We start from the raw sequence: 24,089 nt of genomic DNA, 5'->3' as shown, positions 1-24,089 counted from the left end.
GCGATCCGCTCCCTGTTCTCCTATGCCGCGCTGCAACATCCCGAACATGCGCTGCTCATCCAACGCGTCCTGGCCATCCCACCCAAACGCTTCGACAAGCGCATCGTCACATTCCTGACCACACCCGAGATCAACGCTCTACTCGCCGCGCCCGACCAATCCCGCTGGGAAGGACGACGTGACCGGGTCCTCATGCTCCTGGCGATCCAGACGGTCTGCGTGTTTCCGAACTCACCGGCCTCAACTGTGGTGATGTCACCCTCGGCACCGGCGCGAACGTCCGCTGCGAGGGGAAAGGACGAAAACAGCGGGCTGTCCCGCTCACCGGCCCCGTCCAAGACCTCCTCCGTGACTGGCTCATCGAACGGGCTGGATCGCCCGGCGACGCGTTGTTCGCCACCCGCTCCGGACGACGACTCACTCGCGACGCCGTCGCACTCCGCGTCAGCACCCACGCCGCAACCGCCGCGCAGCGCTGTCCCTCCCTACTCGGCAAGCGACTCCACCCGCACGTCTTGCGGCACACCTGCGCGATGTCCCTGCTCGGCGCGGGGGTCGACACCGCCGTCATCGCGCTCTGGCTCGGCCACGCCGGCGTCCGCTCCACCGAGGTCTACCTCCACGCCGACATCAGCATCAAGGAGAAGGCTCTCGCCCTGACCACCCCCACGACCGCGGCCCTGGGCCGTTACCAGCCGACAGATCAGATTCTGGCGTTCTTGGAGAGCCTGTGACTATGCCGAGACTGGAACGGGCGATGCGGGGAGAACGCCCAGCTCCGCCCCCATCAGGGAGGTCACCTTGACGGGATCCTCGGCATAGTCGCCGTGTCGGCATAGATCGATCTATGCGGATATCCGCATAGGTCGACGAGCTGGGCTATCTGGAACTGGACAAACGCGGTGCTGAGCTGCTGTTCCAGGTTTTGACCGATCGGGAGGAGACCGCGAGCGTCGCGATCGCCTCCAACGAGTCGTTCGTTGGGAGCAAGACCAGAACGCCACCGGGCGATCGCTGCGGGCGGAGCGACGGCCGCCTCGCGAACTGACCCAAGCGGAGATGACAACCCTGATCGAGTCCTGCGACCGGTTGCGCGACAAGTTCCTGCTGAGCTTGTTGAAAGACACCGGTCTGCGGATCGGCGAGGCCTTGGGCCTGCGGCATGAGGACCTTGATGCTCGCCGTCGGCTGGTCGATGTCCGGCCCCGCGCGAACGTGAATCGAGCGCGGGCGAAGAGCTGGTCGCGGGAGGTCCCGGTCGACGCCCAGTTGTTCCGCCTCTATAGCGATTACCTGCACGAGGAGTACGGGATGCTGGACTGCGATTACGTGTTCGTCAATCTCTGGGGCTCTCCAGTCGGAGCGCCGATGAGTTACGCCAGCGTCGACCGGCTGGTGCGCCGCCTGCGGGCCCACACGGGCATCGCGTTCTCGCCCCACCTATTCCGGCACAGCTACGCCACCGCGTTGTTGCGCCGCGGCGTCACCGCCGAAGTCGTGCAGCACCTGCTTGGTCACTCCAGCATCAGCGTCACCGTCGACACCTACTCACACCTGGGCATCGAAGACGCACGTCGCGCCCTGACCGCGGCCGGGCTGCTGGACGGCCCGGCGACGGGAGCGACACCATGAGCCGCCCGCAACCACTCCCGGACAGGGACGCCGATCCCGGCACCGGCCTTGCCGCCCGGCTGCGACCACGATTCGCGCAGCCGGTAATCCTGGTCGATCCCGACGATCCGGTGATCGGCGGATCGCGGTGCCTGGTGCCGGTCTGCGAACGGCTGGCCGTGGTGTTCGGCAAGTGCTCGGCCCACCATCAGCGGTGGATCGACGACGGCCGCCCCGACGACGTCGAGGCCTGGGCAAAGACGGCACCGGCAAACCGGCGCTGGCTGCAGCAGCCCCCGAAATGCTCGATCGAGACCTGCCGCCGCAGCCGCCGCGAGCACGGCCTGTGTCACTCCCACGCCAGCCGCTGGCAGCATCAAGGCCAGCCCGACTTGGCACGCTGGATCGCCGACGGCGGCGGACCACTACTCCCCGCCGGGGACAACTGCCGGTTTCCCGACTGCAAGCTCGCCGCCGAGGGCGAGGCGGGATTGTGCGTCCACCACCGCAATCGGTGGATCCGCGCCGACCGTCCCCCGATCGAGTCGTGGCTGTTGGGCTGCGCCACGTTCGGCCAGGACCGATTCGACCTGCGGCCCCTGCCGATGCTGATGAGACTGGAGATCGCCTACGCGATCCAATGCCGCGTCGACGAGCGGCGCAGCCAGACCCGGCCACACCAGATCCGGCGGCTGCTGCGCGCGCTGCCCGGCGGCGGAGTGACCTCCCTGCTGGAGCGCAGCCCCGAATCCTGGATGACCTATCTCGGCTTCTCCAGCGAGCGCGGTTACATCGAGCGACGCTTCCTGCTGGATGCCATCGGTTACCTGCGCGACCTGGTCGAGGGCGTCGGCTGGGACGCCGAATACCCGCGCGATGTCTGGTTGCTGCGCCGACTCGGGTTCCCCGGCCGTGACACCCAGTTCCGGTTCACCGGCATCGCGCCGACCTGGTTACGGCAGCTGACCAAGCGCTGGGCCCGCTGGCGGCTGTCGACCGGCATCGCCGTCGCCACCGTCGGCGCCGACATTCGCGCGATCACCTTGTTCGCGCAGTCTTTCCCGGCCTTGCAGCGCGGGCCCGAGGCTCTGACCCGGGAGCTGGTCGAGGTCCATCTGGCGCATCTGGCCGAGCGGTTCCCCAACCCGAAAAGCCGCACCGGCCAGCTCAGCAGCCTCGCCGGACTGCTACGCGTGGCCCGTCAACACCAGTGGGAGCCCCGCCTGGCGCCGCAGGTCGACCTGTTCCCCGAGGATTATCCGCGCCTGGTCGCAGGCCCGCCACGCGCCCTGTCCGAAGCGGTGATGGCCCAGCTGGAGCACCCCGACAACCTAACCCGCTTTGCCGATCCCCGCGGCCGGCTGCTGGCACGGATCTTGATGAGCACCGGCCTACGCGTCGGCGATGGCAGCCGGTTGCGCCTGGACTGCATCGTCCGTGACGGCCAGGGCGCGCCCTACCTGCGCTACACCAACCACAAGATGCGCCGCGACGCGTTCGTCCCCATCGACACCGACCTGGCCCAGGCCATCGCCGCCCAACAGCAGACCGTACTCGCCGAGTTCGACGACCCGACCTATCTGCTACCGCGGCCGACCCGCAACCCCGAGGGCAAGATGCCCTTCAGCGCCGCCACCTTCCGCGGAGAACTACGCACCTGGTTGCGCGTCAGCGACATCCGCGACGAGCTCGGCCAACCGGTCCACGTCTCACCGCACCAGTGGCGCCACACCTTCGGCACCCGGCTGAAAATGAGCGGAGTTGCATCGAAGGCATCATTCGGCAAGATCCGTGACTACGCGCTACCTGCGCCGCAGCTCACAGCCCATCAGCGGAGCGTGGGCCAGAGCTGGCCGCACAGTGCGCGTGACCTGCGACGTCATCACGCCAGCTGCATCAGGTGACACGGTGATGCACCCAGTGAGGTTGCATTAGATGACCGAATGATGCGTCAAGAGCAACGACCAAAAGCATCAACGAGGACCGGAGCTACTTCGGTCCGTACTTCGAGCCGAGGCATTCGCAGGGTTTGAACATTGCTCTCTACCAGTTTCAACAACGAGGTCCCGCAAGAAACCGTCCGTCGTCTGCTCGATCACGACTCGCACGCTATGACGGCGCACTACGCGCGGCTGTCGGACACCACCATCCGCGAGCAGTGGGAACGCGCCCGCAAGGTCAACATCGCCGGCGAACATCTGGCCCCCGACACCGGCCCCTTGGCGGAGGCGATCTGGATGAAGAACAACCTCGCCCGAGCCAAGATGGCGCTGCCCAACGGCTATTGCGCCCTACCGCTGCAGCAGAAATGCGAATTCGCCAACGCCTGCTTGACCTGCCCGGTCTTCGTCACCACCGCCGAGTTCCTGCCCCAGCACCGCCGCCAGCTCGAGCAAACCCAGGCCCTTATCGCCCAGGCCGACCACAACGGCCACCAACGCCTGGCCGAGATGAACCGCACCGTTGAGAGGAACCTGCTCGCCATCATCGACGGCCTCGCCACATCAGACGGGTGCTGCGGCAGCGGGGCCTCCTGCGGCTGCACCCAGAAAGGCACCACCTATGCCTGTTGAGCACGTCCATCGCCTCGCCGAACATGCGCGCCAGCGGCACGAACAGGCTCTGCAGCGAGCCCAGCAGACGCTCACCGAGCTGGCCGACACCGGACAACCCGTGACCGTCACCACGCTCGCCACCCGGGCCGGAGTCTCTCGCTCATGGATCTACACCCAGCCCGAGCTGCGTGAGCGGATCCAGCAACTGCAGCGCCACCGCACCAACGCCGACCTCAGCCGGGGCAACGCCACCCGGGCCAGCGACGAGTCGCTGCGTCGTCGCCTCGCCCTTGCTCACGAACAGATAAGCCAGCTACGCACCGAGAATCAGCACCTGCGCGATGCGTTGGCCCATGCTCACGGCCAGCTCCGCGCAGCTCGCCTCACCGTCCACGACCAGCAATGAGCAGCATCTCGTGTCGAAGACATCCGTCCACGACATAAAACACCTGCTCAGTGGCAGAATCCCGCAGTTGAGGTCGAGATAACCACCGCGATCGTCGACCGGCTCACGTTCAACGCCACCATCATCGAGACCGGCACCGATTCCTACCGGCTCGCCCGCACCCGCGCTCAGCAGGACTCCAACGCTACCTGAGCCCGACACCAACGACGAGACCGTCAGCATCAACGAGTGGGCGCTCACCAGCCCATATCTTTGGCGAGCTCCTCCTGCGCAGCGGTAATCTCCTCAGCAGTCGATCCAGTGACATCGACATCGGCAGCCCACTCGAACCTGGACAGCACATCGGCCAGCGCCTGCTTCTGCGCAGGATGCGTGATGGGCACCGTGTTCAAATCCGTGGTCATCAACCAGTCGAACAACACCACCGCATCAGCCCGCCACAACCTCAGGTTCACGACCGGCAGATCAGAATCCATAGCGGTCATGATGCCCGCCCGACTACCGAGACACCCATCAGACACCGTCACCACAGACGCCAGGCGATTTCAAAACCCGGATCCAACCCTCAGCCCGACGCCCGAGACCACAGCTTCAGATCCTCGAAGTGGCAACGTAACTCGTTCAACAAACCCCGCCCGAAGATCACCAACTGGCAGCAGAAGTCGCTGAGGCCTGGCAGCAAAACCCGTGCGAAAAACCAATCACAGCATGATCGCGAGTTGGGCTTCGACCCCGCCCGTCCTAGCGAAGCCGCCAGCCTGCTACCAGGCCTGCCAGCAGCTACTCTGACCGGACTTCCGCTGGCAAGCGACGGCGAGCTTACGGACAACAAGATCATCCGCTACATAAAGGCTTCACTTCCCGCTCTGCTGGACGCACGGAAAGGCCTTATTGTCTGCAGGCTGGGCGACGAATGGATGCTTTGCGTGGATACTACTGCTTATGCGATAGCAGGTAGTCGGCCAGCGGCATCGTTCGTCTCGCAGCACTTGCATGTGACGGCAACGGACTCGCCGTAGGCAAGTGCAGTGGGGGTACTTGCAGTGAGCCAGAATTCTGCCTCCGGGCAAGGCGTGCCGGGCAGCGAGCACCTGCTGCTAGCTCAGGAGGCGGTCAAGGCAGGAAACCACCGCGAGGCCTTTGACATCTTGCTGGAAGGCCACCGACAGGTTAGCGCGCGGCTCGATGCCGGCGACGCCGGAGCACTCACCGGTTATGTCGAGCTAAGCATCGTCCTCAGCCGCTTCCTCTACACGGAAGACGCGCTCAAGGTTCTCAGTGCCGGGCTGGCTCGGGCTCACCGCGCGGGCTCTACCGAGCTTGAACTGGCGCTTGCCCGGGCGCTCTTCTACCAGCACGCTGAGGAGGCAGACTGGCAGACAGCCCTGCATTATGCCAGCACCTTCCCCGCACTGGCGGCAGCGTGGCGCGACGGCAGCGGCACTGACCCTGACCTCACCGAGACCACAGATGTCCTGCTCACGGTGGCATCCGAGGCTTATCAGCATGCTGCGTACGACGTCTCATCGGCACTGGCTGGCATCGCCGTGGTGCTCGCCAGCGACCGCGCCGACGCCTGGAGGATGCTTGGCTGGGCGCGCCTACGACAAGACGACGGCGAGGCCGCCATCAAGGCGTTCGCAAAGGCCCTTGAGCTGGACCCCAGCCGCGTAGGGCTCTATCGCGGCCTGGCGTACGCCTACCAGATGGCGAGGCAGCCCGTCGAAGCGCTGGCGGTGATGGACAAGGTGACCACCTCCTCTGAGGCCGTGATCGCCGATTTCTTCACCCGGGCTGACCTGCGCGGCAGCGCTGGCGACTATGCCGGGGCGCTGGCTGACCTGGAGGTCGTGGAGGCTATGGCACGCGACGCGCCTGCGGCAGAGTCGCCCCAACCACGGCGTGATCTGCCCACGGGGCCTGCCGCGGTGGCCGAGTACGCCCGGAGCATGCCAGCCTCGGACCTGCGGGACTTCGCGATGATCAAGCGCGTATCAATGCTTCGCGAGCTGAACCGCGCCACCGAGGCCGAGCAGGTCGCCCGGCACCTCATTGCGACTGGGGACCGGGCTACTGCAGCGGGCGCGTCGGGCCTGCTGGCAGACCTGCTGATAAGCCAGCAGCCGCCGCGCGCCGAAGAGGCCGCCGAGTATTACAGCCGGGCCATCGCGAATGGCCTAAGAACCTCGGCCGTGTACCTCGGCCGGGCTGATGGCTATCTCCGCACTGGCCAGGTAGCGGAAGCCCTGGCTGACCTGGAGGCCATCTGCGAGGGACACGAGACACCGTACGCTGTCCGCGCAGCGAGACTGCTTGACGACTTCCTCCGCCACCATCCGGACGACTGCGATGTACGGGTCGTGCTCGGCCACTGCCTAATCGAGGCCCGCCGGCCCGCTGAGGCGGTGGCGGAGCTGAGCAAGGCGCTGGCTGCCCAGCCGCGAAACTGGAGGGGACTGATGTGGCGCGGGCTGGCGCGCGTTACGGTCAGTTTCGGGGAGGACGAGGCGGCGCAGGCGTGGAACCGGAACCTGCCGCCCGAGCGCACCCGCGCAGCTCTCGAAGACCTGGCCGCAGCCACCCTAGCGGCCCCGGCAGCGGCCCGGAGCGAGCCGCGACAAACCCTGGTCTGGCTGGTGGAACGGCTCATCTTTCTTCGCGGTACCTATCACGAGCTGGCGCTCCCCCGGTCTGCGGTTCACCAGCTCGTAACGCGCGCGGTACCCGAGCTGAGTGAGGTGCTCCGAAACCTGGCCGCGGCCGCGCTCGAACACAGGCCGGGCGTGTTCCAGAGCGACATCGACCTGTGCCTGTCGGCACGCGCCCTCGCGGTCAAGCACGAGTTCACGCTCGTCGCGGCACGGATCGACCTGCTCCTGGCCGACAACTACCTGCGGCTGTACGAACTTCAAAGCGCGTTGGACCACATCGCCGCAGTCTGGGCAGCGCTGCCCGCCCTGGGGTACCTGCCCGGCGGTGCCCCACCTGTGCAGCAGAAGCAGGATACGGAGGTCCTGCGCAACGGAGGGATAGCAATCAACTGGGACGCCGACCATATGGGCCTGTCAGAGCTGGTCACCACCCAGATCGTGCATGACCTGATGATCTACAACGCCGAGGCAGTCGCGCGGGCCGGCGATCCGGACCGGGCAGTCCGCGAGCTGGGTGCGCCGATCAATGAGGTGACCGAGTTCGTCACGGCTGGCTACACCGATCCGCGCCCCGGCTTTCATGTGGTCTCGTTGCTGCGTGATGCCGGGGACACGGAAAAGGCGAAGGAGGTCCTCGACGCGATCACACCTGCCGCCGAAGAGGCCGGCGAGGTCGTTGAACTCGCGAATCTGCAGGCCACCTTGCACTTGAAGCGGAAGGAATGGGCGGACGCCGAACGCATCCTGGTCCCAGTCGTGGATGCAGGCCGCTCAGCACCGGGCGCCACGGCCACGCCAGACCACCTCGTCTCCGTGATGAACCTCGCCACGGCACTCATGTCCCAACGGCGCTACCAGGACGTCCTTGACCTGCTTGACCAGTACCCGATGCAGCCGGGCACCCGGTACCGCACGGCATACGGCTGGCACATGACGCGGGGGCAGTGCCACTTCTGGCTGCGCAACTATTCCGCCGCTTATGACGACCTGGTGGCCGCCATAGACCTGGCTGACTCGGTCCGCGGAAAGCTGCGCGACCAGGAGTTGAGAATCAGCTGGCAGGCCGAGCTTGCAAGGCTGTATGAGCTCGCATTCCAGTCTGCCGTACTCTCCTTCAAGTTCAGCGAGCGTTTCCACCTCATGGAACGGTCACGCGCCCGCGCCTTCGTCGACGACCTGGGCATGCGCGGAACGGATACGCCTGCCGTCAGAGAACTGGCGGAGGCCGTCGAGCGATGCCGTAGCCGGCGCAGGCTGCTGCGGCGGCTACTAGCGAACCCTGACGTGCCCGACCGCGTGGAGATCGCCCGGCAGCTGGAAGATCTCGACGGTAGCCGTCAACCGCGAAAACGCCAGGCAGACCTCACGGCCGCCAGCCCCGCTGAGATCTTGGCCAGGCTTACCGGAGAGGGTCGCTCCCTTAAGAGGCTGGAACAGGACCTGGAACGGGAACGCCAGACGGCGTGGGACTCAGTAGCGGGCAGTGCCTTCACCTACGACGAGATCCGGGAGTTCCTGATGGCAGCAGGCAGACCGGACGGCTCGCCGGGCGGCCGCCGAAACCGCATCCTGCTCGCCGAGTACTACCTCACCAGCGACCTGCTCACCCTGTTCATGGTGGGGGTCGATATTCCGGGGCCGGTCCCGCGGCTTATCGTGTTCCCACGAGAGGAGGTACTGCGCTTCACCCGGTCTGCGTTCGGCACGGATACTAGTGTCGAACCCGGAGTCCACCCCGTATTCGACCAGGCCGAGTTCCAGTCGCTCTTCCGCCCGTTCGTAGCGCCGATAGCCGAGCACTCCGAGCCCGGTGACCTACTGTGGATAGTCCCGCACGACTTCCTGCATTACGTGCCGTTGCATGCGGTCGAGATCGACGGCCAACCGCTGATCGCCCGTAACCCTGTCGTCTATACCCCGAGCGCATCCGTGCTACCTCCCTGCCACGCCCGGGCAGCCGCTCGGCATCGGCTGTGGGGCACCGCTGCGGTGCTCGGCGACTCGCGCGGGGACCTGCCGCACGCCCGCGACGAGGCGCGTGCTGTGGCGGAGCTGTTCGGCGCGGAGGCGCACGTGGGCCGCGCCGCGACCGGGCGGCGGCTGCGAGATCTAATCGCCGGCGCACCGGACGTCGTGCACCTGGCCTGCCACGGCCGGTACGACGCCGCCGACGTGTTCCAGTCAGGCGTGCTTCTGGCCGCGGGCCCTGCCGCGCCCGATGCCCTTGAGCAACTCACCGTAGAGGAATTGCTGGGGCTGCGGATCGACTCCGGCCTGGTTACCCTCAGCGCCTGCGAAAGCGGCGTCAGCGAGTTACGCCCCGGCGACGAGCTGATCGGCCTGACCCGCGCGCTGCTGCACGCCGGCGCGCCGAGCGTCCTGGTCAGCCTGTGGCCCGTAAGCGACCTGTCCACGAGCTTCCTCATGCGCGAGTTCTACCGCCTGGTGAGAGAAGCGGCGCCGGGCTCTCCCGCCCGCCTAGCACGGGCGCTGGCTGGGGCTCAGCTGTACCTGATGAGCCTTACCGCTGAGCAGGCTATCGGCCTATGCAATGAACGCCTCGCTACGGCCACCGAGCCCGTGGGAAAGCTGACAATCGAGCTGGAGCGTGCGGGCGTGCAGATAGCGGCGGGCGACCTCTCGGAGGCGATCGCCTGCTACCGCAGCGCCGCACAGTCGCTGCGCCAGGTTCCCGGCCCGCTCGCCAGGTCCCTGCTCCGCGAGGTACTCGAAAAGCTGCCCCTGCTTGAACTCAAGGCAACAGGAGCGGGCAACGCTGACTACTCGCGGCGGCCCTTCGCGCACCCGTATTTCTGGGCTCCTTTCACCCTCGTCGGCGACTGGCAGTGAGGTTAGATGAGCGGACTTTCCATCTCAGGGAATCTCAGCGGGATCATCGAGGCCAGCGCGCATCACAGCGCGATCCAGGCACTCGACATGCTCCGGTCCTCGGACGCCGCGTACTGCGTGATCACCGATGCCTGCGGGCCGCTCAGCCTCGCAACAGCCGCGGACCTCATGGCACTGGAGGCAACCGCACCCGCCGGGCTGTCGGATCTGGCCGCGCGGCTCCCGGAGCTTGTCGTCGTGCAGGATAAGCCGGAGACGCTTAGCCCCCGGGAGGTGAGGGTTCTGGCCAGGCTTATCTCCGGCCGCGGGATCGGCGCGGTCCTGGTTGACGACGGGGCGCGACCCGTGGGCGCGCTGCCGAAAGACAGCATCGGGGCCGCAATTGACCTGGCTGACCTTCGCATCTCCGGGCGGCGCTGGGGACCGCCCCGGATTCCCGCCCTAGAGTTCGTCTGCCGCAAGTGCGTTCCGCCGACGTACCGGATGCCGCGGTCCGCCGAGTCCGAAGCGCCGGTGTGCCGCCGGTCATATTTCCATGGCCCGATGGAGTTGCTCGGCGACGAGGACCACGGCTGATGTTCGCCGCTGTCCTCAAGCAGGTCACGGGATACTTCGATCGGCGGGCGCTGCTGTCGACGTTCTTCCCAACGCTGGCATTCCTCGCGGCCGTCATCCTGACAGCAGCCGCCGCAGGACCCGGGATCGCCGCAGCGGCATCTTCCTGGGGCCGCGAGCCGGGCCTCATCCAGGCCGTCGCCATATCGGGGTTCCTGGTCACGGCCACCCTACTCTCCCTGCTGCTGAACAGCCTTCGGCCGGTAATCGACCAGGTCTTCCAGGGCGACTGGCCTCGCGGCCTCGCGGCCACCCGGCCTGCCGCATGGCAAACGGCCCGGCAGTACCACCGACGCGCCCGGTTGATCGCGGATGACGAAGCTCTTGAGCGCCAGGAGATCGCGATCGCGGCCGAGCTCAGGACACTGCCGAAGCCCGGCCCGCAGGCGGCCGGGGACCTGTATGACGCCGGGCAGGCCGAGCGCGAACTCACAGAAATAGAGGAGCTGCTATCGCGGAGCACCGGGATGATCCCGGTCTGGGCGGAGCTGGAGGAGATCAGCGCGCGGCTCACCCGACTGGCGGGCGCGATAGCCTCCGAACCGGCTGCCGCTGCAGCCCACATCGAGCGCTTCACCACCGTCACCCTGGCCGCCGAGGCGGCCCTCGAGAGCGCCGCGGAGCACGCCCGGGAGCAGCGTGCCCGTGTACAGCAGGACCTGTTCCTCTTGTTCGCGGCCCCCCCAGCAGCCGTGGCCGGCACCCGGCTTGGCAACATCATGCGGTCAGCCGAGCAGTACCCGCGGACCCGGTACCGGCTAGACCCAGTAGTGACCTGGTCCAGGCTGCAGCCGCTGCTGCCCGGTGAGGTCTCCGCTCCCCTGAAGGACGCCAAGGCGGCCGTCGACATCCTGCTGACTTCCGTCGTGTACATCACTGTTATCGGGATGACCGGAGCGGTCTGGGCGGGGCTGTACGCGCCGGTGCCCGGCGACTCGGTATTAACCGCGCTAACCATCGCCGCCACAGGCCTCGCGGTAGCGGTGCTCCTGGCGCGAACAAGCCGGGGGACCGGCCAGTATCTTACAGCTGCAGGCTTGGCTACCTGCCTGGCTGCGGCGCTGGCGCTGGGCCACTACACCCACGCTCCGCTGTGGCTGGCGATCACAGGGCGGACCGCGACTGCGGCCCTACTCGCGGTCGGCGTGCTGACACTCTCCCTCTGCCTGTACCTCGGCGCATGCCAGGCAGCCCTGGCCTATGCCGAGCAGTTACGGGCGGTTTTCGACATGCACCGCTGGCGTGTCCTGGAACAACTCCGGCTCCCGCTGCCAGCCAACCTTGCCGACGAAAGGAAAATCTGGGAATCAGTGATGGGCTTCCTATACCGCGGCGACCTGTCCAGCCTGTCCCAGCTCACGTACGGTTCGCCCCAGCCAGCTGATGCCGCGCGAGAGGTCACGCCTGACTGAAGCCGGCTCGTGACGCAACATCGCCGACGACCACAACGTCGCCCCTAACGGTTCAGAAAGTTCGGCCGTGTGGCGAACCTTGTCGGGCTCGAATATTCGCTTTTGCTATGCCACCTGGGCGTATTCGTTGATCAGCGCACCGAAGACCGTGCGTCGGGTAACGTGTGCCTGCTCAAGGTCGACCACCTCCGGGGCCTTCCCCCGCGGAAGTGGACACTGCGGGTGCCGACAATTCATCCGTGCAGGTCGCAGGCATGATCGGTGTTCGCATGGCTCGGGGCCGGAAGGAGTCGCGACATTGCGCATGCCGAAAATTCATCCGTGCAGGTCAAGCTGCATGTTGCGATGAGCCTGCGACGTCGCAGCGACTCCAACACTATTGCGAATGATCAAATGCGCAATGCGGACCGACGACTGCGAAGCTCGCAAAATCTCAGCCCGGTTGCCCACTTCGCGCTTATCCCCACACCGATCTGGCCCGCACCGGATGTGGAGGCGGACCCGGTTAGCCCGGGTACCGCGTCCCCGATTCGCGTTGCCATCTAGGACCAGTGTCCAGCCAGCAACTGGGGATTTGCGACGATGTCTGGACAAGAACGCGCAGCAACGGCCAGCACAGGGTCGGCCAGGCAGCACCCCTCCGCTGCCTACAGCAGCCGACTCAACGCCACCTACTCAGGCCAAGCCGGGCAGACGTAGGGACCGTGCTCCCGATTGCTCCCGCCCAAACGCGCTCCCGGCGGGAGCAAACGACATTCCCGAACCGCTCCGAACGGGCATCAACCGACCCCCACATTCCGCCCCGGCCTGCGGCACCTGGAGAAACCCCAGGTCAAACCATGATCGGAACTACACTGACACGGAAGAGGTCACAGGTTAAATCCCAGCGCCGGAACAGGACAGCAGGGCTTGATCGTCCGAACACGCGAGGGGCAGCCCGTTCCGGGACGCGCCGTTCTTCGACCACTGATCGTGTCTAACAGGGGCCATGCCAGGGACAACAGAAGATCTCTGGTGAACCCTACGAGGTGTTCCCGACATGGAACTGGTCCGTGATCACGAGGGCTTGGCGGGAAAACCGCACGTCATGGCGTTGTCCATCTGTGCAGTGCCCTACCGGGGGCACTCACCAAAGAGCCCGTCACCTGCGTGAACACAGGCGACGGGCTTTGCTCATATCCGGTGATCCACAGCCGGATCCGGCGGATTACGGCTGTCCGGTCCCAATGCGATCCCAAGGGATCAGTCATCGCTCGACCTCGGAGATGCGCCGCCGAGCGACTTCGTCTGCCCGACGATGCACTTGGCTTAGATCCTCAACAGGACGTCCACACTGTGCCCAGCCCCCCGCCGCAACCTGCGTAGCCGCGACTCCGGCATTCAGCCAGGTCGGCACACGAGCGGAGTCATCGGACGCGGCGGCCACGCGGGATGGCTTCGTTCGGACGTCGAGGCGCCGACTCCCTCCCGCCCGCATGGTTAGCCCGTCACAGAGCTTCGAAGACGACATGGCGGCGCCTGACACCACAGCTGGCCGATTAGTCTACCTAAGTTGCCTTGGTTCCGGCAACTTAGGTAGACTAGACTCGTGATGAAGAAGCGGGACCTTGAGCGGCAGATGAGACGCCTCGCAAAGGAGTACAACGTCGAGGTGACCGTGAAACAAGGCGGGAGTCACGAAAAGTGGTTCGCAGGCGCCGAAGCGATGCCGATTCCTCGACACGCCGAGATCAGGGAGAACACAGCCAAGAGCATTCTCCGCGACTGAGAGCAGATCCTGAGCGAGGTCGCACAAGAGGAGGAGGACAGATGAACGACATCTACCGCATCGTTGCGAGCCGAGATGAGGACTGGTGGGGGCTGGTCGTATCCGGGCCGGGCCTGAAGCGTCCGCATCACACACAGGTCAAGCGCCTAGAACAGGCCGAAGAGATGGCCCGCGATCTGGTGGCGCTCATGTTGGACGTGGACGAAGCAGATCTGAATGTCATATTCGATGTAGTGCTGTCTGATGAAGGCGTCGCCAGCGAGCTGAAAGAGGCACTGGAGGCACGAGCCACTGCCGAACAGGCACGCGCGGAGGCAGCCAGTAGGACATACCGCACGGTGGCCGATCTCAGCAAGCGCGGCTATGTGCAGCGCGACATCGGATTCCTCCTGGGTATCTCACATCAGGCTGTCGGCAAGCTGCTGAATGAGACGGCCAAGTCCCTATCTGAGGAAACCAACGAAAAGGTAGCACCAGCGGCCAAGAAGCGTGTGCGGCAGCGCAGCCGCCGGAGACTCACTGACGCCTAGTGTTGCGACTGGAGAGGTCTACCGGGGGTTCGCTCGCGTGTGCCATTGGCTCGCCGGTGGCTCCGCGCGGGAGATAGTGTGTCTCACATTCTTGACCACAGTCTGCCTTACGTCGGCTGATCCGGTCCGAATACGGTGAACGGCATGCTCCATTTGGATGCTGTACGGCTGGGCCAGGAAGCCGCTCGCAAACTGGCGTTGTCCGGTGAACGTGAGATCCGCCCGGGATTGACCGACATCGAGTTCGCCAGATCGAAACGGCGTACGGTTTCGAGTTTGCCGACGACCATCGCGCCTTCCTCGCGGCGGGACTACCGATCAACTCCGGCCAACCAGAAGAGTGCGCTACGTGGGAGCGACCATGGCCGGACTGGCGTGATGGAGATGAGAAGGAGCTTCACGCACAACTGGCGTGGCCTGTCCGGGGCGTCCTGTACTCGATCCAGCACGGCAATTGGCCACGGTCCTGGGGACCCCGCCCCGGCGACGACATCGAAGCACTACGCCTCGCCGAACGAAGAATGGCCGACGCTCCTAAGCTCGCGCCGATCTACGCGCACCGATTCCTGCCAGCGGGACATGGCACGTACGGCAATCAAGTGCTGTCGATCTGGGGAACCGACATCATCAGGTACGGCAAGGATCTTGTCGCATACGTCACCAATGACTTCTACCCGAGGGACGATGACGCAGGTCCGTGGGAGCAGGGAGCGCTCATCCCGGTCTGGGGTGAGTTCAGCTAGCCACAAGATCAAGCAATCGTAGCGGCGGGTGCGCTGATCATGGCCCAGCCGGGTGAGCAGGATAGTGCGCACAAGGCGCTGCCGCCGCCACGGTTGAGCCGGCGGCGAGAGGTTTTGCCGAGGGCGCTAGCTTTGTGCTGCACATGTAGCAGCCACTCGAAACGGGATACCTTCTTCGCCATGAGTGCCCAGTACGCATGGTCTGAACGCTTCCCTGCAAGGCATCCGGTGACCGGGGGTTCTGATCACATCGTCAGTGGAGGCGGCGTGGGTACGTCTCGCATCTGGCACGGTGCTTAAGGACTCTCTCATCCCGGCTCCGGCCGGTGTCGGTCCCCTCCCGTCCCGCGAAGGGCGCGGCTTGCCCGGATCGAAGCTGGCTCCAGACTTCGGGATCGCCCTCAGCGAGGTCGGGAAGATGGACGTCAGACTTCCGAAGGTTGATCGCGACGAGCTGGGCGGCAGACGGTAGGCGGCCTTGGGCTGCCGGGGGGCGGGGCGGTCAGCTCGATCTCGGTCTCCACGGGTCCCACTGAAGGGTTTCCTCGGCGGCGTGACGGACGCATCCCGGGTCCTGGCCCCTGGTAGCCGAATGCGTTATGGACGCGGATCCCTAGCCGCTCAGGCCCAGGAGAACAGGGCGACAGGCGGCTGATGCCCTGCATGCACCGGCCGGCGAACAGAACCTTGGACATGCGGAGAAGCTCGTACGCGACGAGCTGGTTGCCGCCCATGTCCCACGACAGGCTGGTCCACTACTCGGTGGTACCGTATAGTGGTACTCGGTAGCACCGAGTATCAGGAGGGCGGAAGAGGACCCACGATGGACGACCTGACGGAGATGCTGAAGGGCACGCTTGAGGGCTGCGTGCTCGAAATCATCGGCAGCGAGGAGACCTACGGGTACGCCATCACGCGTCGGCTGAATGAACTCGGCTTCGCCGACGTCGTCGAGGGGACGGTTTACACCATCCTGCTGCGGCTGGAGAAGAACGGGCTCGTCCAGGTGACGAAACGACCGTCCGGGCTGGGCCCGCCGCGCAAGTTCTATGCGCTCAACGACGCGGGGCGAGAAAAGCTCGCGACGTTCTGGGCGAAATGGGAGTACATCACATCACGGATCGACAAGCTCAAGGGAGGCGGGAGATGAACTTCTGGGAGACCATGACAGGCAGCGATCTCACCAGGGAATGGAAGGCGTTCGAAGTTCGGGCCGAGGCATTGCCGACCGACTATCGGGCGGCGTGGGAAGAGATCAAGGGTCGTCTTTCTCCCTACTCGGACTTCACAGGTCGAAACCTGATGCCGATTCTCGACGGTGCTCTGGGACTGCTCGAAGAGACAGCGGCCGATGGGCGGAGCATTCACGAGGTGCTGGGTGACGACATCGAGGGTTTCTGCGCGGCGCTGGCCGGTGGAGAAGGGGCTCGGAGCTTTCGCGACCGGTGGCGCGAGCAGTTGAACAGGAACGTCGCAAGGAAATTGGGCCGGCTAGGAGGCTGACGTGGGCATCCAAGACATCATCGAGGGCAAGAAGCAGTGGCGGGCGCACATGGCGCGGGTCAAGGCGCTCCCGCCGGACTACCAGATCGTCTACAAGGAGATTCAGAGGTACTTCTTCAAGGTTGGACCGATCGACTTGCTTGACGGGTCCCTGCTCTCCGGGATCGTCGATTTCTTCGAGGAGGGCGTCGCGGCCGGCAAAGGAGTCCTGGAACTCATCGGCAACGACGTCGCTGCCTTCTGCGACGACCTGGTCAAGGACTCGCGCACCTACGCGGACATCTATCAGGAGTCCATCAGAGGGGAACCGGGCACGGCCGAGAAGTAACACCCGTCGACTCAGCTCCACCGCAAGTTCGTCAACCACGCCGTCCAGCCGGTCATCCCCCTGACCCTGGCCGACGTCACCGGTATCGCCCCCACGTGTCGGCCCACATCAACCGGAACGGCTACATCCCCATCGTCGTACCCGGTTTGACCTCCCGCCTGTTCGTGACTTCTCCCGGTGGCTCCAGGTTGCCGGTAGGCAGCCTCGGCCACACTGGCGTGCTCAACAGCAAGGTTCGGTTGAAAGGGCTGCGGCGACAGTGGGTGGAGGGAGGGTACGCGGCGTCGGTGCGTGCGCATAGCGAGACGGTCCTGCGGGCCTTCTACGACTTGCACCAGGACGCGGGCACCGGGCCGATCATCAACCCGTTCCCACTGCATCGGTCGCGACGGGGCGGGCGGCCGAACGCGCACCACAACCCGATGGAGACCTTTCTGCGAGATGTCACGGAAGGCCTTGAACTCCAAGACCCCTTCCAGCGCAGGCGCCGCACGAACTGACGCCTGAGCCTGGTCGAATTGGCCGGTCGACGGAACCCGAGCGCGTCCCTCGACCCGACGCGCCGGGTCTCCATCACGAAGAAGATGTACAGCCGCTTGAGGAACACGGTGTCGGCGTGCACGAAGTCACAGGCCAACAGACCGGCGGCCTGGGAGGCCAGAAACTGCCGCCAGCTCGATGAGGCCTTGTGTGGTGCCGGACCGGGCCCGGCCGCCGCCAGAATCAACGCCTCGAGATCAGTCCTCCGCTCGGATCCCCTCGAGAGCATGGCGCAGTTCCGCCCGGACACCGTCGTGGCAGAACGCGACCTCGACCGCCGTTCGGGCCATGCCGTCCAGTGCCGCGGGGGGCAAGCCACCTTCGGAGACCAGCGCCCGCACTTCCGACGCAAGCCGCACGCCGGTCGTGATGGGGTCGTCGTCGCCGAGTACCACCCTGCATCCGGCGGCCAGGAAGCGGTGCATCGGATGCTCCGCCAGACTGGGCGCCGCACCCGTCAAAACGTTGGATGTGGGGCACACCTCGAAGCACACCCCTTCGTCGGCGGCCCACTCCAGCAGCTGGGAATCGTCAGCGGCCCGGCTGCCGTGCCCGATTCGCGAGACGCCGAGCAGGTCGACGGCCTCCCGCACGGCATGACCGGGTGCGGCCTCACCCGCGTGAGCGGTCACGCCGAGCCCGTGCGAGCGAGCCATGGCGAAGGCGGCGACGTACGGCTCCAGCGCGGGGAACAGGAGCTCGTCACCGGCCACATCGAGGCCGACGACGCCGACCCCCGCCAGCTGGCAGGCCGCATTCGCCACCTCCATGTTGACGTGCTCGGGAACGTGCCTGAGCAGGCATGCCACCACCCCGGCCGGTATCGGCGCCGAGGCGACGCCTTCGCACACTGCGTTCAGCACCTCGTAGATCGACCGGCCGGGTCCCGCGTGGGTGCTGGGTCCCACCCGGAGCTCGACGAAGGACGCCCCGTCGGCTGCGGCGTCCTCGACCGCCTCCCTGGCCGCGCGGGCGATGCCGTCCAGGTGCGCAAGCACGGGATAGGCGGCGGCGACGTGGGCGAGGAACACGGTGAGGTCAGCGCGTTCCCGCATCCGCAGGGCGGCCTCCCAGCCGACGTCCGGTTCGGGGAGTCCTGCCGCTTTCGCCAGATCGGCGGCGGTCTCCGGCCGCAGGCATCCTTCCAGATGGGTGTGCAGGTTGAGCAGCACGGCTACAGCCCCAGACGGTAGACGGCCTCGAGGGCCACATCGATGCTGTGCTCCCAGCCCGTGTGCAGCCGTTCGTTGGCCTTGCCGTACACGACGTCGCCCGTCACCAGGTTGCCGGAGACCGCGCAGACCATGCCGGCGCGCAGACCGCGCAGTCGCGCGACGACGAACATGGCGGAGCTTTCCATCTCGACATTGGCGAGCCCCATCGACGACAGCTTCGCGATCCACTCGGGCGACTCCGCGTAGAAGGCGTCGTCGGTGGCGTTGAGCCCGGCGTGGGCGGCGAAGCCGCGCTCCTCGCCGAGCTCCGTCGCCACCTGCCTCAGCATCATCGTGAGCTCGAAATCGGGCACGGCCGGGTAAGGGAGCGGCACGTACGCCGGCGTCGTACCGTCATTGCGGTACGACCCCTCACTGACGATCAGGTCGCCCACGCTGATGTGCGGTTGCAGCGCCGCGGTGCTGCCCACGCGGATGAAGACCTTCGCCCCTGCGCGCGCCAACTCCTCGACGCCGATCGCGGTCGAAGGACAGCCCATGCCGCTGGAGCACGCGGTGATCTTCCGGCCCTTGTAGGTGCCGGTCACCGTACGGTACTCACGCTGGTGCGCCACCTCCACCGTGTCCTCGAGCCGATCGGCGATCAACTGCACGCGGAAGGGGTCTCCGGGCATCAAGACGACCTCGCTGATTTGGCCCGTCTCGACGCCAACGTGGTACTGCGGCCCGGTGACCCCGACGGCTGACTTGTCCACCAATTCGGTGCTCATTCGTTTCCTTTCACTGAGAGATCATTTCTTGACCGTCCTGCCCGTGCCGGGCCGGTACGGCACGCCTGCGGCGGCCGGTCCACGGACGCCACGTCCGAAGACCACGAACGCGAGAATCGTCGCGATGTAGGGGATCATGTTGAGGAACTGCGCGTCGACCATGTCCTGCGGCAGCCGGATCACCAGCGCGCTGGCGAAGCCGAAGAAGAGGCCGGCGACCGTGCTCCGCAGCGGGTTCCAGCCGCCGAAGATGACCGCGGCCAGCGCGATGAATCCGCGGCCTGCCGTCATGTTCTCCGAGAAGGCGGTGAGGAGGCACAGGGACAGATAGGCACCGGCGACACCGCAGAGGGCGCCCGACGCCGCGACGGCGCCGTAGCGCAGCCGGAGCACCGGCACGCCGGCCGCCTCCAGAACCTTGGGCGCCTCGCCGGAGGCCCGTAGCCGCAGACCCGTGACGGTGCGATTCAGCAACCACCAGACGGCGAACGCGCAGAGCAGGGCCGCCCAGAGGAACCACGACTGGGCGAAGAGAGCCGGGCCCAGGACGGGGATGTCCTTCAGAACCGGCACCGGCGTGCTGTCGAAACCGGTCACCTGGGGCGAGCTGCCCGGATTTCCGTACACCTGGGTGAGGAGATAACTAGTGCCGCCCAGGCCGATCAGGTTGAGCGCGGTCCCCGAGATGATCTGGTCGGCGCCGAACCGGATCGTCATGATCGCGTGGACCAGCGCGAGCGCCGTCCCCGCCGCGATCGCGCACAGCAGCCCGGCCCAGGCGCTCCCGGTGAGATACGACCCGAGCACGCCGAAGAAGGCGCCGGTGAGCATCAGCCCCTCCAGGCCGATGTTGACGACTCCTGCGCGCTCGCAGAGGATTCCGCCCAGCGCGGCGAAGATGAGCGGGGCCGCGAACCGGAGTGTCGAGGCGATCAGCTCGGTCAGGTCGAGCATCATCGCCCTCCCGCGGCGAGCCGGGCGGCGCGTGGCCAAGGCCCGGTCCTTCTGCGCAGAGTTTGGACCGTCACGAAGAGCAGCACGACGCCCACCAGCACGTCGATGAGGTGGGCGGAGATTCCCACATCGAACTGCATCTGCTGACCTCCGGAAGACAGTGCGCCGAGGACGAGCCCGCCGACGACGCACCCGAGTGGGTGGTTGCGGCCGAGCAGCGCCACACCGATGCCGAGGTAGCCGAGGTTGGTCACGAATGGCACGGTCATGTGGCCGTAGGTGCCGAGTACCTCCCCGGCCCCGGCGAGTCCGGCGAAGAGCCCGCCACCGCCCAGTGCCGCAGCAGCGGCGGCGGTGGGCGATGTGCCCATGTAACGGGCCGCTCGTGGTGCGAGGCCGGAGACGCGCAACTCCATTCCGTACGGCGTCCGCCACAGGACCACCGAGGCGACGACGGCGCCGGCCAGCGCGACGGCGAGCCCCACGTGCGCGCCGGCGAGGCCGCCGCCGATCATGGGTAGCCGATTCGATGGAAGCACGAAGTCCGATCCCGGCACCTGGCTGTGCGCGGAGAGCGGGTGCAGCAGCAACCACGTGGACAGGTCCGCGACGATGAAGTTGAGCATGATCGTCGTGACGACCTCGTGGGCTCCGAACCTGGCCTTCAGCGCGCCGGCGAGTGCGCCCACCAGCCCGCCGGCAAGCCCGCCCAGGGCGAGGACGGCCACCGGCCCGATGACCGGCGGCAGGCTGAGCGTGACGCCGGCCCATGCCGCGGCGGTGGCGCCGGCCGCGAACTGCCCGTCTCCACCGATGTTGAACAGGCCGCCGCGGAAGGCGACGGCGACGGCGATGCCGGTGAGGATGAGCGGCGTGGCGTTCTGCAGCGTACGGGCGATGGCCTCGGGAGACCCCAGGGCCCCGCGGAGAAGGGATACGTACGCGACGGCCGGGGAGACCCCGGACAGCGCCATGATCACCGCTCCGACGACGAGGCTCAGTCCCACGGCCGCGGCCGGAGCGGCGAGCCCGCGAAGGACCTGTGCCGTCGAGGCGCGCGGCGGCGTCACGATCCGTCTCTCGTGGTGGTCGTCACACGGCTTCCGGCTCCGGCCATGAGCAGGCCGAGGGACTCGTCGGCGGCCTCGCCTCGGGCGAGTTCCCCGGCGACCCGGCCGCCGGACATCACGACGATCCGGTCGCTGAGTGCCTTGATCTCATCGAGGTCGAGACTGATCAGAAGGACCGCACGACCGCGGTCGCGTGCGTCGAGCAACCGCCGGTGTACGGCATGGCCCGCCATGACGTCGACGCCGCGCGTCGGCTGGCTCACCACGAGGACCTGGGGATCATCCGCGAGCTCTCGCCCCACGAGAAGCTTCTGCTGGTTTCCGCCCGACAGGGATCCGGCGGTCTGATCGACGTGCGGCGGCCTGACGTCGTTGCCCTCGATCAGTCGGCGCGCCACCGCTCGCATCGCACGCCGCGACAGGAGGCCGCGCACGCGCACATTGCGCTGCCGGTGCCGGCGCAGCACCGCGTTCTCGTACAGGGGCAGGTCGAGGACGAGACCCTCGTTGCTGCGGTCCTCCGGCACGTAGCCGAGCCCGGCCTCCAGCCGATCACGGACCCCCGCGCGGGTGACGTCGGCGCCCGCCAGGGCGATCGAGCCGGCTCCCACTGGGCGAACGCCCGAGATCATCTCGGCGAGTTCGGTCTGGCCGCTGCCGTCCATTCCCGCGATGCCGACGATTTCGCCTCCGTGGACTGTCAGATCCACATCGCGAACCCGCCCGGCGCGGTCGGACACTCCCCGCAGCGTGAGCATCGGGGACTCGGATCTAGCCCGGGGCGCCACCGTGAGCTCAAGCTCCGTCTCTCTGCCCACCATCAGGCGCGCGAGCTCACCTTGGGTGGTGGCGGCCGTGGCCACAGTGCGGACGACCCGGCCGTCCCGGATTACCGTGATCCGCTCCGTTACCGCCAGCAGTTCGTGCAGCTTGTGCGAAATGAGGATGACGGACATGCCCTCCCTGGCCATGCCGCCGACGACCTGGAAAAGGCGGTCGCTCTCGGCAGGAGTCAGCACGGCCGTCGGCTCGTCGAGGATGAGGATCCTGGCTCCGCGGTAGAGGGCACGCAGGATCTCCACACGCTGGCGGGCGGCGACGCCGAGCGCCGCGATCTTCGCGTCCGGGTCCACCTCGAGGCCGAACCGCTCGGAGATCTCCACGACGGACGCTCGGCCTCTGGCTCGGTCGAGTATCCCCGCGTGGGCAGGCTCGGCGCCGAGCACCAAATTCTCCATGACCGTGAAGGCGGGGATGAGCATGAAGTGCTGGTGGACCATGCCGATCCCGCGGGCCAGCGCAGACGCGGGGCCGGCGATGTCGACCGGCGTGCCGTCGATCTCGACGGTCCCCGAGTCCGGCCGCAGCAGGCCGTACAGGATGTTCATCAACGTGGACTTGCCGGCCCCGTTCTCTCCCAGCAGACCGAGGACCTCACCGCTGCGCACCTCGAGGTCGATCCCGTCGTTCGCCTTGACCGCCCCGAACGTCTTGGTGACGCCCCGCATGCGCAGGGCGGCGGCGCGGTCGTGCCGATCTTCCGGGATCATTTGCCGCCGACCTCGGCGAGCGCCGTGGCAACTTTCAGGGAGCCGTCGACGATCTTCTTCTGGTCGTCGGCGACGGCCGTCTTGACGCTCTCGGGCACGACCGAGTCGAACTTGCCGAACGGTGCGAGCGCGATGCCCTGGTTGGACAGGCCGAACGACTGGACGCCCGCCTTCCACGTGCCGTTCGTCTGCGCCTCGATCGTGGACGAGACCGCGGTGTCGACCCGCTTGAGCACCGATGTGAGGACAGGGGCGTTCGGATTGGTCTGGGCCTGGTCGACGTTCACGCCGATCGCGAAGAACTTCTGGTCCTGGGCCACCTTGAACAGGCCGTCACCGCTGGCCCCGGCTGCGTGGTAGATCACGTCGGCGCCCTTGGAATGCATGTTGCTGGCGATCTCCGAGGCGGTGCCAGGATCGCTGAACGCCTGCGTCGTCGTGCCGACGTACTGGTAGAGCACCTGGCAGTCGGGGCACGCCGACAGCACGCCCTGCTTGTATCCCGCACCGAACTTCTCGATGAGCGGGGACTCCTGACCTCCGATGAAGCCGACCACCTTGTCGGCGGGGTTGGCGTAGTCGGTCTTGACCTGGGTCATGAGGCCCGCTACGACGCCGGCGAGATAGGAGCCCTCCTCCTCGCGGAAGACGAGGGAGGTGACGTTCGGTGCCTCGACGACGGAGTCGATGATCCCGAAGTGCGTGTTCGGGAACTGCTTGGCGGCGGCGGTGATCGCGTCGGTGAAGGTGAAGCCGATGCCGAAGACGGGCTGGAAGCCGCCTTGGGAGAGCTGGTTGAGGTTGTTGGCGTAGTCGGCCGGTGTCTGCGGGACCAGGATGCGACCCTTGGCGCCAAGCTTCTGTTCCGCAACCTTGAGGCCGGTACTGGCAAGATCGTTGAAGCCATGGTCGCCGAGGCCGCCGATGTCGGTGACGACGCCGGGCTTGATCGCGGCGTCGGAGCTGGTGCCGGTGGCCGTTTCCGAGCCGCCACCGCCACACCCGGTGACTACCATGACGGGGACTACCAGCAGGGCGGCGAGGTGCAGAGCTTTCAT

The 24,089-nt window shown here is 66.6% G+C and carries 24 protein-coding genes; 17 read left to right on the top strand and 7 right to left on the bottom strand.

The window, feature by feature from the left end; all coding sequences use genetic code 11:
• Positions 1–215: 215 nt before the first annotated feature.
• The 7 genes from ABGB08_RS26665 (at position 216) to ABGB08_RS26635 (ending at position 4,764) form a co-directional block, all read left to right on the top strand.
• The gene (locus tag ABGB08_RS26665; protein ID WP_347594961.1) at positions 216–734 is read left to right on the top strand and encodes a tyrosine-type recombinase/integrase; all 519 of its coding nucleotides are present in this window, start codon (positions 216–218) and stop codon (positions 732–734) included.
• Positions 735–874: 140 nt separating this feature from the next.
• The gene (locus tag ABGB08_RS26660; protein ID WP_347594959.1) at positions 875–1,048 is read left to right on the top strand and encodes an ATP-binding protein; all 174 of its coding nucleotides are present in this window, start codon (positions 875–877) and stop codon (positions 1,046–1,048) included.
• Positions 1,015–1,632, top strand: coding sequence for a tyrosine-type recombinase/integrase (locus ABGB08_RS26655; protein ID WP_347594957.1), 618 nt, complete (start codon positions 1,015–1,017; stop codon positions 1,630–1,632). Before ABGB08_RS26660 ends, ABGB08_RS26655 begins: the two co-directional genes overlap by 34 nt.
• The gene (locus ABGB08_RS26650; protein WP_347594870.1) at positions 1,629–3,515 is read left to right on the top strand and encodes a tyrosine-type recombinase/integrase; all 1,887 of its coding nucleotides are present in this window, start codon (positions 1,629–1,631) and stop codon (positions 3,513–3,515) included. The genes ABGB08_RS26655 and ABGB08_RS26650 overlap by 4 nt, the downstream gene beginning before the upstream one ends.
• A gap of 207 nt (positions 3,516–3,722) precedes the next feature.
• A complete protein-coding gene (locus ABGB08_RS26645; protein ID WP_347594868.1) occupies positions 3,723–4,184 on the top strand; it encodes a hypothetical protein in 462 nt (153 codons plus the stop codon).
• Positions 4,174–4,572, top strand: coding sequence for a DUF6262 family protein (locus tag ABGB08_RS26640; protein ID WP_347594866.1), 399 nt, complete (start codon positions 4,174–4,176; stop codon positions 4,570–4,572). The genes ABGB08_RS26645 and ABGB08_RS26640 overlap by 11 nt, the downstream gene beginning before the upstream one ends.
• A gap of 21 nt (positions 4,573–4,593) precedes the next feature.
• Positions 4,594–4,764: an ATP-binding protein gene (locus tag ABGB08_RS26635; RefSeq protein WP_347594955.1), complete on the top strand. Its 171-nt coding sequence runs from the start codon at positions 4,594–4,596 to the stop codon at positions 4,762–4,764.
• Positions 4,765–4,808: 44 nt separating this feature from the next.
• On the opposite strand, the gene ABGB08_RS26630 is transcribed toward ABGB08_RS26635, so the two are convergent.
• On the bottom strand, positions 4,809–5,048 hold the full coding sequence (locus ABGB08_RS26630) for a hypothetical protein (RefSeq protein ID WP_347594864.1): 240 nt from the start codon (positions 5,046–5,048) through the stop codon (positions 4,809–4,811).
• A 597-nt stretch (positions 5,049–5,645) separates the two neighbouring features.
• Between ABGB08_RS26630 and ABGB08_RS26625 the strand changes: the two genes are divergently transcribed.
• From ABGB08_RS26625 to ABGB08_RS26580, 10 genes are all read left to right on the top strand, one after another.
• A complete protein-coding gene (locus ABGB08_RS26625) occupies positions 5,646–10,073 on the top strand; it encodes a CHAT domain-containing protein (protein ID WP_347594862.1) in 4,428 nt (1,475 codons plus the stop codon).
• Positions 10,074–10,079: 6 nt separating this feature from the next.
• Positions 10,080–10,649 carry a hypothetical protein gene (locus tag ABGB08_RS26620; RefSeq protein WP_347594860.1) on the top strand — a complete coding sequence of 190 codons (570 nt, stop codon included), beginning with the start codon at positions 10,080–10,082 and terminating at the stop codon, positions 10,647–10,649.
• Positions 10,649–12,100, top strand: coding sequence for a hypothetical protein (locus ABGB08_RS26615; protein WP_347594858.1), 1,452 nt, complete (start codon positions 10,649–10,651; stop codon positions 12,098–12,100). The genes ABGB08_RS26620 and ABGB08_RS26615 overlap by 1 nt, the downstream gene beginning before the upstream one ends.
• 1,588 nt (positions 12,101–13,688) lie before the next feature.
• Positions 13,689–13,868 carry a hypothetical protein gene (locus tag ABGB08_RS26610; protein WP_347594856.1) on the top strand — a complete coding sequence of 60 codons (180 nt, stop codon included), beginning with the start codon at positions 13,689–13,691 and terminating at the stop codon, positions 13,866–13,868.
• Positions 13,869–13,909: 41 nt separating this feature from the next.
• Positions 13,910–14,398 (top strand): hypothetical protein, encoded by a 489-nt coding sequence (locus ABGB08_RS26605; RefSeq protein WP_347594854.1) that lies wholly within the window; start codon positions 13,910–13,912, stop codon positions 14,396–14,398.
• A 521-nt stretch (positions 14,399–14,919) separates the two neighbouring features.
• Positions 14,920–15,141 (top strand): hypothetical protein, encoded by a 222-nt coding sequence (locus tag ABGB08_RS26600; RefSeq protein WP_347594852.1) that lies wholly within the window; start codon positions 14,920–14,922, stop codon positions 15,139–15,141.
• A gap of 823 nt (positions 15,142–15,964) precedes the next feature.
• Positions 15,965–16,291, top strand: a complete 327-nt coding sequence (locus tag ABGB08_RS26595; RefSeq protein WP_155361815.1) for a PadR family transcriptional regulator — start codon at positions 15,965–15,967, stop codon at positions 16,289–16,291.
• Complete coding sequence (locus tag ABGB08_RS26590; protein ID WP_347594850.1) at positions 16,288–16,644, top strand: DUF1048 domain-containing protein; 357 nt, start codon at positions 16,288–16,290, stop codon at positions 16,642–16,644. The genes ABGB08_RS26595 and ABGB08_RS26590 overlap by 4 nt, the downstream gene beginning before the upstream one ends.
• 1 nt (position 16,645) lies before the next feature.
• A complete protein-coding gene (locus tag ABGB08_RS26585) occupies positions 16,646–16,972 on the top strand; it encodes a DUF1048 domain-containing protein (RefSeq protein ID WP_347594848.1) in 327 nt (108 codons plus the stop codon).
• Between the two features lie 95 nt (positions 16,973–17,067).
• The gene (locus ABGB08_RS26580) at positions 17,068–17,472 is read left to right on the top strand and encodes a hypothetical protein (RefSeq protein ID WP_347594846.1); all 405 of its coding nucleotides are present in this window, start codon (positions 17,068–17,070) and stop codon (positions 17,470–17,472) included.
• Positions 17,473–17,709: 237 nt separating this feature from the next.
• Here the strand turns inward: ABGB08_RS26580 and add are convergent, their stop codons facing one another.
• Genes add through ABGB08_RS26550 form a run of 6 tightly spaced genes read right to left on the bottom strand, consistent with a single transcriptional unit; the run spans position 17,710 to position 24,089 of the window.
• On the bottom strand, positions 17,710–18,684 hold the full coding sequence (gene add, locus ABGB08_RS26575) for an adenosine deaminase (RefSeq protein WP_347594844.1): 975 nt from the start codon (positions 18,682–18,684) through the stop codon (positions 17,710–17,712).
• 2 nt (positions 18,685–18,686) lie between these two features.
• Complete coding sequence (locus ABGB08_RS26570; protein ID WP_347594842.1) at positions 18,687–19,457, bottom strand: nucleoside phosphorylase; 771 nt, start codon at positions 19,455–19,457, stop codon at positions 18,687–18,689.
• 21 nt (positions 19,458–19,478) lie between these two features.
• Positions 19,479–20,414 (bottom strand): ABC transporter permease, encoded by a 936-nt coding sequence (locus ABGB08_RS26565; RefSeq protein WP_347594840.1) that lies wholly within the window; start codon positions 20,412–20,414, stop codon positions 19,479–19,481.
• Entirely contained in the window at positions 20,411–21,481 is a 1,071-nt protein-coding gene (locus tag ABGB08_RS26560; protein ID WP_347594838.1) for an ABC transporter permease, read from the bottom strand. Before ABGB08_RS26560 ends, ABGB08_RS26565 begins: the two co-directional genes overlap by 4 nt.
• On the bottom strand, positions 21,478–23,031 hold the full coding sequence (locus ABGB08_RS26555) for an ABC transporter ATP-binding protein (protein WP_347594836.1): 1,554 nt from the start codon (positions 23,029–23,031) through the stop codon (positions 21,478–21,480). Before ABGB08_RS26555 ends, ABGB08_RS26560 begins: the two co-directional genes overlap by 4 nt.
• A complete protein-coding gene (locus ABGB08_RS26550) occupies positions 23,028–24,089 on the bottom strand; it encodes a BMP family ABC transporter substrate-binding protein (protein WP_347594834.1) in 1,062 nt (353 codons plus the stop codon). Before ABGB08_RS26550 ends, ABGB08_RS26555 begins: the two co-directional genes overlap by 4 nt.

It is taken from the genome of Acrocarpospora sp. B8E8, assembly GCF_039871605.1.
GTDB classification, from domain to species: Bacteria; Actinomycetota; Actinomycetes; order Streptosporangiales; family Streptosporangiaceae; genus Acrocarpospora; species Acrocarpospora macrocephala.
Note: the sequence above shows the minus strand (reverse complement) of the source record. Positions and strands in the feature narration are given on the sequence as shown.

Coding starts and splice junctions, on each gene's coding strand:
- ABGB08_RS26650 (WP_347594870.1), top strand. CDS start 1,629: ATGAGCCGCCCGCAACCACTCCCGGACAGGGACGCCGATCCCGGCACC.
- ABGB08_RS26645 (WP_347594868.1), top strand. CDS start 3,723: ATGACGGCGCACTACGCGCGGCTGTCGGACACCACCATCCGCGAGCAG.
- ABGB08_RS26640 (WP_347594866.1), top strand. CDS start 4,174: ATGCCTGTTGAGCACGTCCATCGCCTCGCCGAACATGCGCGCCAGCGG.
- ABGB08_RS26630 (WP_347594864.1), bottom strand. CDS start 5,048: ATGGATTCTGATCTGCCGGTCGTGAACCTGAGGTTGTGGCGGGCTGAT.
- ABGB08_RS26620 (WP_347594860.1), top strand. CDS start 10,080: ATGAGCGGACTTTCCATCTCAGGGAATCTCAGCGGGATCATCGAGGCC.
- ABGB08_RS26615 (WP_347594858.1), top strand. CDS start 10,649: ATGTTCGCCGCTGTCCTCAAGCAGGTCACGGGATACTTCGATCGGCGG.
- ABGB08_RS26605 (WP_347594854.1), top strand. CDS start 13,910: ATGAACGACATCTACCGCATCGTTGCGAGCCGAGATGAGGACTGGTGG.
- ABGB08_RS26600 (WP_347594852.1), top strand. CDS start 14,920: ATGGCCGACGCTCCTAAGCTCGCGCCGATCTACGCGCACCGATTCCTG.
- ABGB08_RS26595 (WP_155361815.1), top strand. CDS start 15,965: ATGGACGACCTGACGGAGATGCTGAAGGGCACGCTTGAGGGCTGCGTG.
- ABGB08_RS26590 (WP_347594850.1), top strand. CDS start 16,288: ATGAACTTCTGGGAGACCATGACAGGCAGCGATCTCACCAGGGAATGG.
- ABGB08_RS26570 (WP_347594842.1), bottom strand. CDS start 19,457: ATGAGCACCGAATTGGTGGACAAGTCAGCCGTCGGGGTCACCGGGCCG.
- ABGB08_RS26565 (WP_347594840.1), bottom strand. CDS start 20,414: ATGATGCTCGACCTGACCGAGCTGATCGCCTCGACACTCCGGTTCGCG.
- ABGB08_RS26555 (WP_347594836.1), bottom strand. CDS start 23,031: ATGATCCCGGAAGATCGGCACGACCGCGCCGCCGCCCTGCGCATGCGG.
- ABGB08_RS26550 (WP_347594834.1), bottom strand. CDS start 24,089: ATGAAAGCTCTGCACCTCGCCGCCCTGCTGGTAGTCCCCGTCATGGTA.